Origin of the sequence: Dyella solisilvae, assembly GCF_003351225.1 — a bacterium.
Lineage (GTDB): Bacteria > Pseudomonadota > Gammaproteobacteria > Xanthomonadales > Rhodanobacteraceae > Dyella > Dyella solisilvae.
The window spans coordinates 1,081,851-1,096,834 of sequence record NZ_QQSY01000001.1 but is presented as its reverse complement, the minus strand read 5'-3'; the positions used below and the strand labels follow the sequence as shown (position 1 = coordinate 1,096,834).

At 64.2% G+C, this 14,984-nt stretch carries 15 protein-coding genes and 3 tRNA genes; 16 read left to right on the top strand and 2 right to left on the bottom strand.

The window, feature by feature from the left end:
- Nucleotides 1-81 precede the first annotated feature (81 nt).
- The 3 genes from ppnN to DVT68_RS04830 all read left to right on the top strand — a co-directional run bounded on the left by ppnN (nt 82) and on the right by DVT68_RS04830 (nt 2,079).
- Nucleotides 82-1,494 carry a nucleotide 5'-monophosphate nucleosidase PpnN gene (gene ppnN, locus DVT68_RS04840; RefSeq protein WP_114823871.1) on the top strand — a complete coding sequence of 471 codons (1,413 nt, stop codon included), beginning with the start codon at nt 82-84 and terminating at the stop codon, nt 1,492-1,494.
- 63 nt (nt 1,495-1,557) lie between these two features.
- Nucleotides 1,558-1,634 (top strand) — tRNA-Asn (locus DVT68_RS04835).
- A 106-nt stretch (nt 1,635-1,740) separates the two neighbouring features.
- A complete protein-coding gene (locus DVT68_RS04830) occupies nt 1,741-2,079 on the top strand; it encodes a hypothetical protein (RefSeq protein WP_114823870.1) in 339 nt (112 codons plus the stop codon).
- A gap of 9 nt (nt 2,080-2,088) precedes the next feature.
- On the opposite strand, the gene DVT68_RS04825 is transcribed toward DVT68_RS04830, so the two are convergent.
- Nucleotides 2,089-2,649 carry a GspH/FimT family pseudopilin gene (locus DVT68_RS04825; RefSeq protein WP_114824393.1) on the bottom strand — a complete coding sequence of 187 codons (561 nt, stop codon included), beginning with the start codon at nt 2,647-2,649 and terminating at the stop codon, nt 2,089-2,091.
- Between the two features lie 151 nt (nt 2,650-2,800).
- On the opposite strand from DVT68_RS04825, the gene uvrB reads away from it, so the two are divergent.
- The 3 genes from uvrB to DVT68_RS04810 all read left to right on the top strand — a co-directional run bounded on the left by uvrB (nt 2,801) and on the right by DVT68_RS04810 (nt 5,495).
- Nucleotides 2,801-4,825: an excinuclease ABC subunit UvrB gene (uvrB, locus tag DVT68_RS04820; RefSeq protein ID WP_114824392.1), complete on the top strand. Its 2,025-nt coding sequence runs from the start codon at nt 2,801-2,803 to the stop codon at nt 4,823-4,825.
- 80 nt (nt 4,826-4,905) lie between these two features.
- A tRNA-Val gene (locus DVT68_RS04815) sits at nt 4,906-4,980 on the top strand.
- Between the two features lie 62 nt (nt 4,981-5,042).
- Nucleotides 5,043-5,495: a CopD family protein gene (locus tag DVT68_RS04810; protein ID WP_199535955.1), complete on the top strand. Its 453-nt coding sequence runs from the start codon at nt 5,043-5,045 to the stop codon at nt 5,493-5,495.
- Between the two features lie 68 nt (nt 5,496-5,563).
- Here the strand turns inward: DVT68_RS04810 and DVT68_RS04805 are convergent, their stop codons facing one another.
- Nucleotides 5,564-6,571, bottom strand: coding sequence for an NAD-dependent epimerase (locus tag DVT68_RS04805; protein WP_114823868.1), 1,008 nt, complete (start codon nt 6,569-6,571; stop codon nt 5,564-5,566).
- Nucleotides 6,572-6,930: 359 nt separating this feature from the next.
- Between DVT68_RS04805 and thrS the strand changes: the two genes are divergently transcribed.
- The 10 genes from thrS (at nt 6,931) to DVT68_RS04760 (ending at nt 14,954) form a co-directional block, all read left to right on the top strand.
- Nucleotides 6,931-8,832, top strand: a complete 1,902-nt coding sequence (thrS, locus tag DVT68_RS04800) for a threonine--tRNA ligase (protein ID WP_114823867.1) — start codon at nt 6,931-6,933, stop codon at nt 8,830-8,832.
- Nucleotides 8,833-8,877: 45 nt separating this feature from the next.
- A complete protein-coding gene (gene infC / locus DVT68_RS04795) occupies nt 8,878-9,402 on the top strand; it encodes a translation initiation factor IF-3 (RefSeq protein ID WP_304487916.1) in 525 nt (174 codons plus the stop codon).
- Between the two features lie 4 nt (nt 9,403-9,406).
- Nucleotides 9,407-9,661 carry a hypothetical protein gene (locus tag DVT68_RS20245; RefSeq protein WP_147281664.1) on the top strand — a complete coding sequence of 85 codons (255 nt, stop codon included), beginning with the start codon at nt 9,407-9,409 and terminating at the stop codon, nt 9,659-9,661.
- A 217-nt stretch (nt 9,662-9,878) separates the two neighbouring features.
- Complete coding sequence (gene rpmI / locus DVT68_RS04790) at nt 9,879-10,076, top strand: 50S ribosomal protein L35 (RefSeq protein ID WP_038615747.1); 198 nt, start codon at nt 9,879-9,881, stop codon at nt 10,074-10,076.
- A gap of 16 nt (nt 10,077-10,092) precedes the next feature.
- The gene (rplT, locus tag DVT68_RS04785; RefSeq protein ID WP_017463630.1) at nt 10,093-10,452 is read left to right on the top strand and encodes a 50S ribosomal protein L20; all 360 of its coding nucleotides are present in this window, start codon (nt 10,093-10,095) and stop codon (nt 10,450-10,452) included.
- A gap of 293 nt (nt 10,453-10,745) precedes the next feature.
- Complete coding sequence (gene pheS, locus DVT68_RS04780) at nt 10,746-11,741, top strand: phenylalanine--tRNA ligase subunit alpha (protein WP_114823865.1); 996 nt, start codon at nt 10,746-10,748, stop codon at nt 11,739-11,741.
- Nucleotides 11,742-11,763: 22 nt separating this feature from the next.
- A complete protein-coding gene (gene pheT / locus DVT68_RS04775; protein WP_114823864.1) occupies nt 11,764-14,175 on the top strand; it encodes a phenylalanine--tRNA ligase subunit beta in 2,412 nt (803 codons plus the stop codon).
- Between the two features lies 1 nt (nt 14,176).
- Complete coding sequence (gene ihfA / locus DVT68_RS04770; protein WP_114823863.1) at nt 14,177-14,476, top strand: integration host factor subunit alpha; 300 nt, start codon at nt 14,177-14,179, stop codon at nt 14,474-14,476.
- Nucleotides 14,457-14,813 carry a MerR family transcriptional regulator gene (locus DVT68_RS04765; protein WP_019467383.1) on the top strand — a complete coding sequence of 119 codons (357 nt, stop codon included), beginning with the start codon at nt 14,457-14,459 and terminating at the stop codon, nt 14,811-14,813. Before ihfA ends, DVT68_RS04765 begins: the two co-directional genes overlap by 20 nt.
- Before the next feature lie 64 nt (nt 14,814-14,877).
- Nucleotides 14,878-14,954: transfer RNA gene (locus DVT68_RS04760), tRNA-Pro, on the top strand.
- Nucleotides 14,955-14,984: the final 30 nt, after the last annotated feature.

The window sequence follows — 14,984 nt, the reverse complement described above, 5'->3', positions numbered from 1 at the left end:
GACGGGCGCGGGAAGCTAAACGGTCCGCCGCGTTTTGCCCGGACGTACGAGCCGCGAGGATGCGGCGAGGAGACTGTTTCAATGAATGACACCCACGCCGGCAAGACCGGCCGAGCCGCCACCGTCAGCGCCCGGATTTCTCCTGCAGGCGGCCTGGATATCCTGTCCCGCAACGAGGTGGCGCGCCTGCGCGACGCCAGTGGGTCGGGGCTGCACGCCTTGCTGCGCCGCTGCGCGCTGGCGGTGCTGACATCCGGCAGCATGAGCGACGATCCACGTTCGATCCTCGAGCAGTTTCCCGATTTCGACATCCAGGTGCTGCAGCAGGACCGCGGCATCAAGATCGAGCTGGTGCATGCCCCCGCGCAAGCCTTCGTGGACGGCCAGATCATCCGCGGCATCAATGAGCTGCTGGTGGCCGTAGTGCGCGACATTGTGTATGTGTCGACGCAGATGGAGCAGGGCAGCTTCAACCTGGATGACAGCGTAGGGCTGACCCACGCGGTGTTCGAGGTTCTGCGCAATGCGCGCATCCTCAAGCCGCAGATCGATCCCAACCTGGTGGTGTGCTGGGGTGGCCACTCGATCTCGCGCGAGGAATACGACTACACCAAACAGGTGGGGTATCAGCTTGGCCTTCGTGGCATGGATATCTGCACGGGTTGCGGACCGGGCGCGATGAAGGGCCCGATGAAGGGCGCGACCATCGCCCATGCCAAGCAGCGTCGTCGCAACAACCGCTATATCGGCATCACCGAGCCGGGGATCATCGCGGCCGAGTCGCCGAATCCGATCGTCAACCACCTGGTGATCATGCCGGACATCGAGAAGCGTCTCGAGGCGTTCGTGCGCATGGGGCACGGCATCATCGTATTCCCCGGCGGCGTCGGCACGGCCGAGGAAATTCTCTACATGCTGGGCATCCTGCTGCATCCGGACAACGCCGGCGTGCCGTTCCCGCTGATCTTCACTGGCCCGAAGCAGTCGGCGGCCTACTTCGAGCAGATCGATCGCTTCCTGCGCCTGACCCTGGGCGACAGCGTGGCGCAGCACTATCAGATCATCGTGGACGATCCGGCCGCGGTGGCGCGGGCGATGGTGCGTGGTGTCGACAAGGTGCGCAACTACCGCCTCGACAACAAGGACGCGTTCTTCTTCAACTGGGCGCTCAATATTCCGTATGCGTTCCAGCTGCCATTCCGTCCCACCCATGCAGCCATGCGTGCGCTGGCGATCCATCGCAATCGCCCGCGCCACGAATTGGCGGCGGACCTGCGACGCGCGTTCTCCGGCATCGTGGCCGGTAACGTGAAGGAAGAAGGCATGCACGCGATCGAGAAGGAAGGCCCGTTCGAAATCGATGGCGACGCCGACGTCATGCAGTCGCTGGACGAACTGCTGAAGGCCTTCGTGGCGCAGGACCGCATGAAACTCCCCGGCGGAGCCGCCTACGTGCCGTGCTATCGGGTGCTCACCGGCGAGCCGGCGCACTGAGGTTTGGTCGCGGGAACGTCTTGACAGACCGGGGTTGGGTATTCAAACTATCCAACTCACCCCGCCCGAATAGCTCAGCCGGTTAGAGCACTTGACTGTTAATCAGGGGGTCGTTGGTTCGAGTCCAACTTCGGGCGCCATATTCGGAAAAGGCCTCACCGCAAGGTGGGGCCTTTTCTTTTGCCCGATCACATGAGGCGTGATCGCGCCCGCTACACTCGCGCCGGGCGAGGCGAGGGTGGACCCATGCGTGCCAAATGCACTGTCTGGCTGGTGATTCTCATCGCTGGTTGCAGCAGCACCGGTGGCATCACCACGCGCAAGCCAACCTTCCAGGCGACTACATCGAAGCTGGATGAGACTTACGCATCCTGCGTGCTGGTTCATTGGAAAAAACTATCGCCAGACGCGCATATGCTCGAATTTGCCAATGGCTTTGAGGTGGTCGTGCCGCGCGGCGCCACCGGCACGGAAGAGTTGCTGATGGTGCGTAGCCGGGCGAACGGGGCGGACGTGACCCTGTACGAGTGGATTGAAGTGCTGGCGTTGCGCGGCTATCGCGAAAGCGCCCACGACTGCCTGTGAGCCGGAGCTTCAGCCCTCTTGCGCACAACGGCGGGCCTGGTCTGGCGTTGCGCGGGAGCCCAGGATGCGGCCGGAGTTGGCTACGGTGATGGCCAGGGCGCCTTCTATGTCGCCACGGCGGCATAGCGTGAAGCTGACATTGCTGCCGCCAGCGCTGCCGTCCGCCTGGAAGCGGATGCGGCGACGTCCGGTGCTGCTCAGAATGGTGAGCTGGTCGTGAGCTTCCCCGGAGAGTGACGGCGGTCCGGTCAGCTGGTCGGCGTGATCGCTGCGGTAGTGGCCCACCAGCCAGCCGCCCTCCCAATGCAGTTCATCACTGCAGTGCTGGCCGTCGCGCGTGGGGCATAGCATGGCTCGCTGACGGGTATGGATGGCCACGCCACGCGTCTGTTGCAGGGCGGCCAGCAGGGCCGATTGGGCGGTCTGCAGCCGGCTTCGGGCTGCGAGCTTGCCCAGTGCGGGCGCCGCCAGGCACGCCAGCGTGGCGGCCATGACCATCACCACAACCTGCTCCATCAGCGTGAAGCCGCGCCCGCCGTGACGTCGGTCCCGTTGCTGTACGCCTCTCATGCGCCGCTCCTTGCGTCATGCAGGAGCGCAGCCTAAAGGCGCCACCGGCTGCGGGCAGTCGTCGGGCGGGCTGGCGAGTCGTCGTAACCTGCTGACAGGTCTTGTCAGCAGGGCGATTTAAAATACCGCGACGCGACCGCATATGACCGCCATGACAGACCGCTTCGAACTCGTATCTCCCTACAAGCCATCGGGTGACCAGCCCGAGGCGATCCGCAGTCTCAGTGAAGGCTTCGAAGCCGGCCTGGCGGCGCAGACGCTGCTGGGCGTGACCGGTTCGGGCAAGACCTTCACCATCGCCAACGTGATCGAAAAAGTGCAGCGGCCGACCATCGTGCTGGCGCCGAACAAGACGCTGGCGGCGCAGCTTTACGGCGAGTTCAAGGAGTTCTTCCCGCACAACGCGGTGGAGTACTTCGTCAGCTACTACGACTACTACCAGCCCGAAGCCTATGTGGTGGCGTCGGATACCTTCATCGAGAAGGACGCCTCGATCAACGACCACATCGAGCAGATGCGACTGGCCGCGACCAAGGCGCTGCTGTCGCGCAAGGACTCGCTGATCGTCGCGACGGTGTCCGCGATCTACGGCCTGGGCGATCCCGAGGATTATTTGTCGCTGCGACTGATCCTGGCCAAGGGCGAGCGCATCGACCAGCGTGCGCTGATCCGCCAGCTCACCGAGCTGCAGTACACGCGCAACGAGATGGAGCTGCGCCGCGGCACCTATCGCGTGCGCGGCGAGGTGATCGACGTATTCCCGGCCGAGTCGGAAACCGAGGCGCTGCGCATCGAGCTCTTTGACGGCGAGGTCGAGAACATGGCGCTGTTCGACCCGCTTACCGGCGAGACCATCCGCAAGGTGCCGCGCTACACCGTCTATCCGCGTACGCACTACGCCAGCACGCGAGAGAGCGTGCTCAATGCGATCGAGACCATCAAGGTCGAGCTGAAGGAGCGGCTGGAGCAGCTGTACAAGGACAACAAGCTGGTCGAGGCGCAGCGCCTGGACCAGCGCACGCGCTTCGACATCGAGATGATGGCCGAGGTCGGCTACTGCCAGGGCATCGAGAACTACTCGCGCCATCTCACTCGTCGCGGACCCGGCGAGCCGCCGCCGACCTTGTTCGACTACCTGCCGCCGGACGCATTGTTGGTCGTGGACGAGTCGCACGTGACCATTCCGCAGCTGGGCGCCATGTACAAGGGCGACCGCTCGCGCAAGGAGACGCTGGTGGAGTTCGGCTTCCGCCTGCCGTCGGCGATGGACAACCGGCCGCTGCGCTTCGAGGAATGGGAGCTGCGCGCGCCGCGTTCGATCTACGTATCAGCTACGCCGCGTGACTATGAGCTGCAGAAATCCGGCGACGCCATCGTCGAGCTGGTGGTGCGCCCCACCGGCCTGGTTGATCCGGAAGTGGAAGTGCGCCCGGTGCGCACCCAGGTCGACGATCTGCTCGGCGAAGTGCACAAGCGCGTGGCGATGGGTGACCGCGTGCTGGTCACCACGCTCACCAAACGCATGGCCGAGAACCTCACCGAATACCTGGGAGAGCACGGCGTAAAGGTGCGCTACCTGCATTCCGATATCGAGACGGTCGAGCGCGTGGAGATCATTCGCGACCTGCGCCTGGGCGAATTCGACGTGCTGGTGGGCATCAACCTGCTGCGCGAGGGCCTGGACATGCCCGAGGTGTCGCTGGTGGCCATCCTCGATGCGGACAAGGAAGGATTCCTGCGCTCGACCGGCTCGCTGATCCAGACCATCGGTCGCGCCGCGCGCAACTTGCGTGGCAAAGCGATCCTGTATGCCGACAACGTGACCCGCTCGATGCAGGCGGCGATGGACGAGACCGCCCGCCGCCGCGAGAAGCAGGAGGCTTACAACGAGGCCAACGGCATCACGCCCCAGTCGGTGGTGCGCCGCATCGCCGACATCATGGAAGGCGCCCGCAGCGAGGCGCCGGGCCGTGGCCGTGGTGGCCGTGGGGAGCGCCGCGCCGCCGCCGTGGCCGAAAAGGGCGCCGACTACGCCGCGCTGAGCGCCGACCAGGCCTCGGCGATGATCAAGAAGCTCGAGGCGCAGATGTACAAGCACGCCGAGAACCTGGAGTTCGAGGAGGCCGCCCGGATCCGCGACCAGATCCACCAGTTGCGGGAAAAAGCGCTGCGCTGACCGGGTTTGGTCCAAATGGTTGTCGTCGACGCCCGGAGCACGTATACTGCGCGGCTCGCACGGTACGCCGGGCGAGCTCCGGGCGGTTAGCTCAGCGGTAGAGCACTACCTTGACATGGTAGGGGTCACAAGTTCGATCCTTGTACCGCCCACCAATACCGACGAAACGGCGCGGCCCTCGGGTTCGCGCCGTTTCTTTTTGCGCCCAAGGAGCCAGTTGATGACGTACCTGTGGATCAAGAGCTTCCATCTGCTGTTCGTCATGGCCTGGATGGCCACCGTGTTTTACCTGCCGCGTATCCTGGTGAATATCGCCGAGGCGGCGGACGAGCCGGCCGTTCGCGATCGGCTGGTCCTGATGGGACGCCGGCTCTATCGCTTCGGGCACAACATGTTCGGCATGGCCTTCCTGTTCGGCCTGGCGCTTTGGCAGGGGTGGCGGGTCTTTCCCCAGGCGCTGCCGAACGTCACCGCCTCGCTGCACTGGATCGACGCGAAGCTGACCCTCGTCGTGGTGCTGCTGGCCTACTTCAGCTGGACCGGACGCCTGCTCAAGCGCTGTGAGCGGGGCGGGGCGCTGCCTTCATCCCGGACGCTGCGCATTGCGAACGAACTGCCGGTGCTGGTGCTGCTGGGCGTGATTTTCCTGGTGATCGCCAAGCCGTTCTAAGGCAGGAAATAGTGGAGAGGATTGAGAAGTGAGAGAAGGGCTCTCTCTCGTTTCTCACTCCTCTTCACTCACTTCTCGAAGTACTCGCGGTACCAGGCCACGAAGCGCGCGACGCCATCCTCGATGGATGTATTTGGCGCGTAGCCGACGTCGCGACGCAGCGCCGACACGTCGGCCCAGGTGTCGGGCACGTCGCCCGGTTGCATCGGCAGCAGGCGTTTTTCGACGGTGCGGCCAAGGTGCTTTTCCATCAGCGCGATGAAGTGCATCAGCTGCACGGGCTGGTCGTTGCCGATGTTGTAGACGCGGTAGGGCGCGCTGGACGTGCCGGGGCTGGGATGCAGCGCGTCGTAAGCGGGGTCGGGCAGGGCGATGTGGTCGAGCGTGCGGATCACCCCTTCGACGATGTCGTCGACATAGGTGAAGTCGCGGCTGTGGTTGCCGTAGTTGTACACGTCGATCGCCTCGCCGCGGCTGATGCGGTCGGCAAACAACATCGGAGACATGTCCGGGCGACCCCAGGGGCCATACACGGTGAAGAAGCGCAGGCCGGTTGTCGGCAGGTCATACAGATGGCTGTACGTATGGGCCATCAGCTCGTTGGCTTTCTTGCTGGCGGCGTACAGGCTGACCGGGTGGTCGACCGCATCCTCGATCGCGAACGGCATCTTGCGGTTCGCCCCGTAGACCGAGCTGGACGAGGCGTACACCAAGTGCTCGACCTTGCCGTACCGGCAGGCCTCGAGGATGTTCACGAAGCCGACCAGGTTGCTTTGCACGTAGGCCTGCGGGCTCTTCAGCGAATAGCGCACGCCAGCCTGGGCGGCGAGGTTGACCACGCGCTGCGGCTCGAAGGCAGCGAAGGCCCGGTTCACCGCGTCCGCATCGGCGAGGTCGGCTCTCAGATGCGTGTAGTTCGGATGCTGGGCGAAGCGGGCGAGGCGAGATTCCTTCAACGACGGGTCGTAGTAGTCGTTGTGGTTGTCGATGCCGTAGACCTCGTCGCCGCGAGCCAGCAGGCGCTCGGCCAGGGCTGAGCCAATGAAGCCGGCGGAGCCGGTGACGAGAACACGCATGGGGATGCCCTTGATGGTTGAGCCGCAGATTCTATCTCGGCTGGGCCGAGACGCGCCGCCGATGCTGAATTGACAGCGCAACGTGGGCTAAACTAGCTTTCCCCTGCGAACAGATCGGAGACAAGGTGGCCCGCGTCCAAAGCGCCGGCCGAGTGTGCGACATGGCAACTACGAGCTTCCAACGCTGACCCACGCCACGCCTTGTTTGCAGGAAGGGCGCTTGGCGCTCTTTTTTTATGGGTTTTATTTGTGCTCGCCGTCCAGGCGAGCAAAGACAAAACCGGCCGTCCATGGCCGGACTCTTCACGAAAAGCGCGCTCCGTTGACCTTCTGTTGAGCGTCTTCTTTTAGGTGCAAAAATGATCGAAATTACGCTACCCGACGGCAGCAAACGTCCCTTTGAACATCCGGTGACGGTGCAGGATGTCGCTGCCTCCATTGGCGCGGGCCTGGCCAAGGCCACCCTGGCCGGCAAGGTGGACGGCAAGCTGGTGGACGCCAGCTTCCCGATCGACCACAACGCCAGCCTCGAGATCGTCACCGAGAAGAGCCCGGAGGCGCTTGAGATCCTGCGCCACTCCACGGCGCATCTGCTGGCGCAGGCCGTGCAGCGCCTGTATCCGGGCGCTCAGGTCACCATCGGCCCGGTGATCGACAACGGCTTCTATTACGACTTCGCCTATGAGCGCCCGTTCACGCCGGACGATCTGGTGAAGATCGAGGCGGAGATGGAAGCGATCGTCAAGGAAGGCCTGCCGGTGACGCGCAGCGTGAAGACGCGCGACGACGCGGTGAGCTTCTTCCGCGGCCTGGGCGAGGAGTACAAGGCCGAGATCATCGAGAGCATTCCCGCCAATGAGGAACTCTCGCTGTATTCGCAGGGCGAATTCACCGACCTCTGCCGTGGCCCGCACGTGCCCAACACCGGCAAGCTGCGTGCGTTCAAGCTGATGAAGGTGGCTGGCGCGTATTGGCGCGGCGACTCCAACAACGCGATGCTCACGCGCATCTACGGCACGTCCTGGCTCAACGACAAGGACCTGAAGGCCTACCTGCACCAGCTGGAAGAGGCGGAGAAGCGCGACCATCGCAAGATCGGCAAGGCGCTCGACCTGTTCCACCAGCAGGAGGAAGGCCCGGGCATGGTGTTCTGGCACCCCAAGGGCTGGGCCATCTGGCAGCAGGTGGAGCAGCACATGCGCCGCGTCTACCGCAACAGCGGCTACCAGGAAGTGCGCTGCCCGCAGGTGCTGGACGTGTCGCTGTGGAAGAAGTCGGGCCACTGGGACAACTACCAGGAAAACATGTTCTTCACCGAGTCGGAGAAGCACACGTATGCCCTGAAGCCGATGAACTGCCCCGGCCACGTGCAGATCTTCAACACCGACCTGCATAGCTACCGCGAGCTCCCGATCCGCTACGGCGAATTCGGCGCCTGCCATCGCAACGAGCCCTCGGGCGCGCTGCACGGCATCATGCGCGTGCGCGCCTTCACGCAGGACGATGGCCACATCTTCTGCATGGAAGAGCAGATCGAGTCCGAGGTGACGGCGTTCCACCAGCAGGCGATGAAGGTGTATGGCGACTTCGGCTTCGAGGACATCGCGCTGAAGATCGCGCTGCGCCCGGACAAGCGCATCGGCAGTGACGATGTGTGGGATCGAGCCGAGGACGCACTGCGCGCCGCGCTGGGTTCGGCCGGCGTGACCTGGGAGGAGCTGCCGGGCGAGGGCGCTTTCTACGGTCCCAAGATCGAGTACCACATGAAGGACTCCATCGGCCGCGCCTGGCAGGTGGGCACCATGCAGGTGGACTTCATGATGCCCGAGCGCCTCGGCGCCGAGTACGTGGACGAGCATTCACAGCGCCGTCACCCGGTGATGCTGCATCGTGCGATCGTGGGTTCGATGGAGCGCTTCATCGGCATTTTGATCGAGCATCATGCCGGTCTGCTGCCGACCTGGCTGGCGCCGGTGCAGGCCGCCGTGTTCAGTATCACGGACGCGCAGGCCGATTATGTTCGCGAAGTGACGCAAACCCTTGTCGATAAAGGTTTCCGCGTACAGGCCGATTTGCGGAATGAAAAGGTCGGCTATAAAATTCGCGAACATACGCTACAGAAAGTCCCCTACCTGCTGGTCGTTGGAGATCGCGAGAAGGAATCGGGGGCCGTTTCTGTACGTACTCGTTCTGGCGAGGACCTGGGCAGCATCCCGCTGGCCGCCTTCGTGGAACGCCTGGAAGCCGAGACCCGCCGCTGATGGCGCGGTCCGGCATAAACAAGAACTCTTCTGGAGGATAGTGGTATCGCTACCACCGACACTAAGGGCAATCGCCGTAACCACGAAATCCGCGTGCCGCGCGTTCGTGTCATCGGTCCCGATTCGGAACAGCTGGGCATCCTGAGCCGCGACGAAGCGCTGAGCATGGCCATGGAAGCAGGCCTGGACCTGGTTGAGATCCAGCCCAACGGCGACCCGCCGGTTTGCCGAATCATGGACTACGGCAAGTTCAAGTTCGAAGCCCAGAAGAAGGCCCAGGCGGCCAAGAAGAAGCAAAAGCAGGTCGAGATCAAGGAAGTGAAGTTCCGTCCGGTCACGGACGTGGGCGACTACCAGATCAAGCTGCGCAACATGCTTCGCTTCCTCGAGGAAGGCGACAAGGTCAAGGTCACCATCCGCTTCCGCGGTCGCGAAATGTCCCACCAGGACCTGGGCCAGAACCTGGCCAAGAAGATCCAGGAAGACGTCGGCGAGAACGGCGTGGTGGAGTCCTTCCCCCGCCTGGAAGGCCGCCAGATGGTCATGATGATCGGGCCCAAGAAGAAGTAAGTTTTTGGAAGTTAAGGAAAAAGCGGCCTGCGGGTCGCTTTTTTCTTTTGAGGCGACGGCATCGCATCTCAGCGGCTTCCTCTCCTCCCGCCGGCTGGCGGGGGAAGGGCAGGGCAAGCCCCGAGAAGCTGTTAAAGCACGGGCGCCCGCGATGGCGCTTCCTCTTCGCCCGTCATTCCTGCGAAAGCAGGAATCCAGGGCCTTTCCCTGGAGTTCCGGGCGCGCGAAAGTCGCTGGATTCCTGCTTTCGCAGGAATGACGGTGAGGGTAGGTGCGGCCATCCGATGAGTCCGACCCCTGAGCATCGGCATTCAGCCAGGCCGACGCTGGCAAAACCCTGATTTCGTCCGTATAATCGCCGGTTCGACCCACCAGGACGGGTCGTGCACCGATGCTGGCAGGACGGAAAGCGTGGTCGCCAGGCCACCGCCAGATCAGTCAGAAACCGGGGTTCAGCCCCATCAGGGAGCATTTTCATGCCCAAGATCAAGACCAACCGGGCGGCTGCGAAGCGTTTTCGCAAGACCGCATCGGGCAAGTTCAAGGCCGGTCACGCCTTCAAGTCGCACATCCTGACCAAGAAGTCGACCAAGCGTAAGCGCGGTCTGCGTGCGACCAACCACGTCAAGGCATGCGACACCAAGGGTGTGGCACGCATGTTGCCGTATCTCTAAGGCGGAGGACTGAACCATGGCTCGTGTTAAGCGTGGCGTTACCGCCCGTCGTCGTCACAAGAAGATCATTGGCCGCGCGAAGGGCTACTACAACGCCCGTCGCAAGGTCTTCCGCGTAGCTAACCAGGCCGTCATCAAGGCTGGTCAGTACGCCTACATCGGCCGCAAGCAGCGCAAGCGTCAGTTCCGCGCCCTGTGGATCGTGCGTATCAACGCTGCCGCCCGTCAGTTCGGCCTGTCGTACAGCCGCCTGATCAATGGCCTGGCCAAGGCCGGCATCACCGTCGACCGCAAGGTCCTGGCGGACATCGCCGTGCACGACATCAAGGCGTTTGGTGCGATCGCAGAGAAGGCGAAGGCCAGTCTGGCGGCGTAATTTGTGCGCTCATCCTTGATCGCGAAGATCAAGAAGCGGCCATCCATGGCCGCACTCTTCAAAGGATGCGTGTAACGCCCGCGGGGAGGAGGCCTAAAGCCTCCTCCCCGTTTTTGTTTGGATAATGCTTGCGGTGTTCGCTTCCTCTCCCCTCTGGGGAGAGGATAGAGGTGAGGGGCGCGTCTGGCCCCGGTCTTCAGTCGAAGCACGCTTCGATGCGCGATGCCGCAAGATCCCGCCTGTCACCCTGGCCCTCTCCCGGAACGAGAGAGGGAATAAAGAGAGTCGCATCGATGGACGATCTGGATAGCCGCGCAACTCAAGCGCTGGTCGATATCGACAAGGCCGACACGCTGGAAGCGCTCGATGCGCTGCGCGTGGGTCTCCTCGGCAAGAGCGGCATCGTCACTGCCGCGCTAAAGGCGCTGGGCGCACTGTCGCCCGACGAGCGCAAGGCGCGCGGCGCCGAGGTCAATCGGGTGAAGGATCGCCTCGCCGACGCGCTGGCCGCGCGCAAGCAGGCGCTGGAACAGGCCGAGCTGGATCGCCGCCTCGCGTCGGAAACCATCGACATCACGCTGCCCGGTCGCGATGGCGAGCGCGGCGGCATCCATCCGATCACCCGCGCGCTGGAGCGCATCTCCGCGATCTTCTCGCGCCTGGGCTACCAGCGCGCCGACGGTCCGGAGATCGAGGATGACTGGCACAACTTCGAGGCGCTGAATTTCCCGCCGCACCATCCGGCGCGCGCCATGCACGACACCTTCTACTTCGGTGACGGCCGCCTGCTGCGCACGCACACCTCGCCCGTGCAGGTGCGCTCGATGCAGGGGCGCCAGCCGCCGATCCGCATCATCGCGCCGGGCAAGGTCTACCGCAGCGACTCGGACCAGACCCACTCGCCGATGTTCCACCAGATCGAAGGCCTGCTGGTCGACGAGACCTCCAGTTTCGCCGACCTCAAGGGCACGCTGGCCGAGTTCATTCGCGCCTTCTTCGAGCGTGACTTCGAGATGCGCTTCCGTCCGAGCTACTTCCCCTTCACCGAGCCCTCGGCCGAGGTCGATATCCGCTGGGACGCCGAAGACGGCAGCACGCGATGGCTGGAGGTGCTGGGCTGCGGCATGGTGCATCCCAACGTGCTGAAGAACTGCGGCATCGATCCGGAGCGCTACACCGGCTTCGCGTTCGGCCTGGGCGTGGAGCGCTTCGCGATGCTTCGCTATGGCGTCTCCGACCTGCGCGCGTTCTTCGAGAACGATCTGCGCTTCCTCAAGCAGTTCGCATAAATCGCCGCGGGAACCGATACACATGAAATTCTCTGAGAACTGGCTGCGCCACCATGTGCCGATCAGCGCGTCGCGCGACGAACTTGCAGCAACACTGACCGCGATCGGCCTTGAAGTCGAAGAGGTGACCGCGCTCGGCGCTTTGCCCGACGGCGTGATCGTGGCGCGCATCGTCAGCGCGCAGAAGCATCCCGAGGCTGACCGCCTGCAGGTGTGCGAAGTGGATACGGGCAAGGGCATGGTGCAGATCGTCTGCGGCGCACCCAATGCTCGCCCGGGTCTGGTGGCGCCGTTGGCGACCGTTGGCGCCACGTTGCCCGGCGGTATCTCGATCAAGGCAGCGAAGCTGCGTGGCGTCGAGTCGTTCGGCATGCTTTGCTCGGCCAAGGAACTGGGCGTTGATCCGGATGCCTCGGGCCTGCTCGAACTCCCGGCCGATGCCCCGGTGGGTACGCCGCTGGCGTCGTACCTCGGACTGCCGGACGCAAGTATCGAGATCAAGCTCACGCCCAATCGCGCCGACTGCTTCAGCGTGCGTGGCATCGCGTTCGATGTCGCCGCGGCGCTGGGTGGCGAGGTCATTCCTCTCGACACCACGCCGGCGCCGGCGCAGAGCGATGCCACGATGAAGGTCGTGCTCGATGCGGGCGCGCGCGTGCCGCGTTTTGCCGGTCGCGTCATCGACCGTGTCGACGCCAAGGCGCCAACGCCGGTCTGGATGGCTGAGCGGCTGCGTCGCAGCGGCCTGCGTCCCATCAGCTTCCTGGTCGACGTCACGCAGTACGTCATGCTGGAACTCGGGCAACCGATGCACGCGTTCGACAAGGACACGCTGGAAGGCGAGATTGTCGTGCGTCCGGCGCGCGCAGGCGAGCCGCTGGCCCTGCTCGATGGTCGCACGGTCGAGCTGGACGAAGATTTTCTCGTGGTCTCCGACAGTCGCGGCGGCAAGGGCGCCCGCGCGGTAGGGCTGGGTGGCATCATGGGCGGCTCGGAGACGCGAGTCACCGACGCCACGCGCAACGTGTTTCTTGAGGCAGCGCACTGGGTCCCTTCGGCCATCATCGGCCGCAGCCGCAAGCTGGGCATGCACACGGACGCCGGGCATCGTTTCGAACGTGGCGTGGACCCGCAATTGCCGGCGATCGCCGTGGAATACGCCACCCGCCTGATCCTCGACATCGCCGGTGGCGTCCCCGGTCCGCTGGTGGATGTCACGCTGCCCGCGCATCTGCGCTCGCCGGAGCCGATCCTGTTGCGTCGTGCACGGCTGGCGCGCGTGCTTGGCCTGACCGTCGCCGACGAGGAAGTGGTGCGCATCTTCACGGCGCTCGGCATGGCAGTCGAGCCGGCAAGTGACGGCTGGCGGGTCACCGCACCCAGCCGCCGCTTCGACATCGAGCGCGAGGAAGACCTGATCGAGGAGGTCGCGCGCATCCATGGCTACGAGAACATCCCGACCCATACCCCGGCCGGCGCCCTGACGCTGGCGGCTGAGCCGGAAGCCCGCCTCAATGAGCTGGCCGTGCGCGAACAACTGGCGGCCCGCGGCTACTACGAGGCGGTCAACCTCGCCTTCGTCGGCCAGGAAGTGCTGGAGCGCTGGGGCCTGACCAAGGAGCTGGTGGCGCTGGCCAACCCGTTGTCGGCCGACCTGGCGGTGATGCGTCCCTCGCTGCTGCCGGGCCTGATCGCCGCGCTGTCGCACAACCGCGCGCGCCAGCAGGAGCGGGTGCGCCTGTTCGAGCTGGGTCGCACCTTCCGCATCAGCACGGAAGCTGCGGCAAGCAAAGACGCTCCCATCGAGACCCCGAGCCTGGCCATCGTGGCCTGCGGCTCGGCCCATGCCGAGCAGTGGGGCGACGCGGCGCGCACGCTGGACTTCCATGACCTCAAGGGCGACCTGGATGCGCTGATCACCTGGGGCGGTGAGCCGGACCGCTGGGCGGTCCATGCCGACGGCCTTCCGGGCTGGCTGCACCCGGGCCGTGGCGCCCGTGTCACCCGCGACGGCGTCACCGTCGGCTATCTGGGCGCCTTGCATCCCCAGCTGGCCAAGGTCCTGGACCTGGGCACCGACGTCCATGTGCTCGAACTGGAGCTGGAGCCGGTGCTGGCCCGCCGCCTGCCCAGGGCGCAGCCGGTGCCGCGATTCCCGTCGGTCCGCCGTGACATTGCCGTGGACGTGCCCGAAGCCGTCACCTGGTCAGAGATTGAGCAGGTGGTCAGGGGTACCCTCGGTGGCCAACTCAAGGAGCTGCGCCTGTTCGACCGGTACAGCGGCAAGGGGGTCGAAGTGGGCCGAAAGAGTCTCGCTATGGGCTTGATTTTACAGGACGCTTCACGCACCCTTACCGACGACGACGCCGACCGTAACATACGTGAAGCAGTCGCAGCGTTGGAGCAGGCATGCAAGGCAAAGTTGCGAGGATAAGATGGCGCTAACCAAAGCGGAGATGGCTGAGCGCCTATTTCTCGAGGTGGGCCTCAACAAGCGTGAGGCAAAAGAATTCGTGGACGCCTATTTCGAGGTCGTCCGTGAAGCGTTGGAAAAAGGTGAACAGGTGAAGCTGTCGGGCTTCGGCAACTTCGATCTGCGGCAGAAAAACCAGCGTCCGGGTCGCAACCCCAAGACGGGCGAGGAAATTCCCATTTCCGCTCGTCGCGTGGTGACGTTCCGTCCGGGTCAGAAACTCAAGGTGAGAGTCGAGGGCTATGCTGGATCAAGGGAATAACACCGAGCTCCCCGCCATTCCGGCGAAGCGCTACTTCACGATTGGTGAAGTCAGCGAACTGTGTGGCGTCAAGCCGCACGTGCTGCGGTACTGGGAACAGGAATTTCCCGCTCTTAACCCCGTCAAGCGTCGCGGCAATCGCCGCTACTACCAGCGTCACGACGTGCTGATGATTCGTCAGATCCGTGGCTTGCTGTACGACGAAGGCTTCACCATCACCGGCGCACGCGCGCGGCTGGAAGGCCCGCAGGCGCGCATGGAGTCGAGCATTTCGCATCAGATCGTGCGCCAGGTGCGCATGGAACTGGAAGAAGTGCTGGCGCTGCTGCGTCGCTGAGCGATTTCAAAAGGCTTCCGGTGCTACCGGCTCAGCTGGTAGACTTGATGACTTGCCGCATCGTCGGGGCGTAGCGCAGCCTGGTAGCGCATCTGCCTGGGGGGCAGAGGGTCGTGGGTTCGAATCCCGCCGTCCCGACCAATTCGGCAACTGACAGCAGAACGGCGCCCT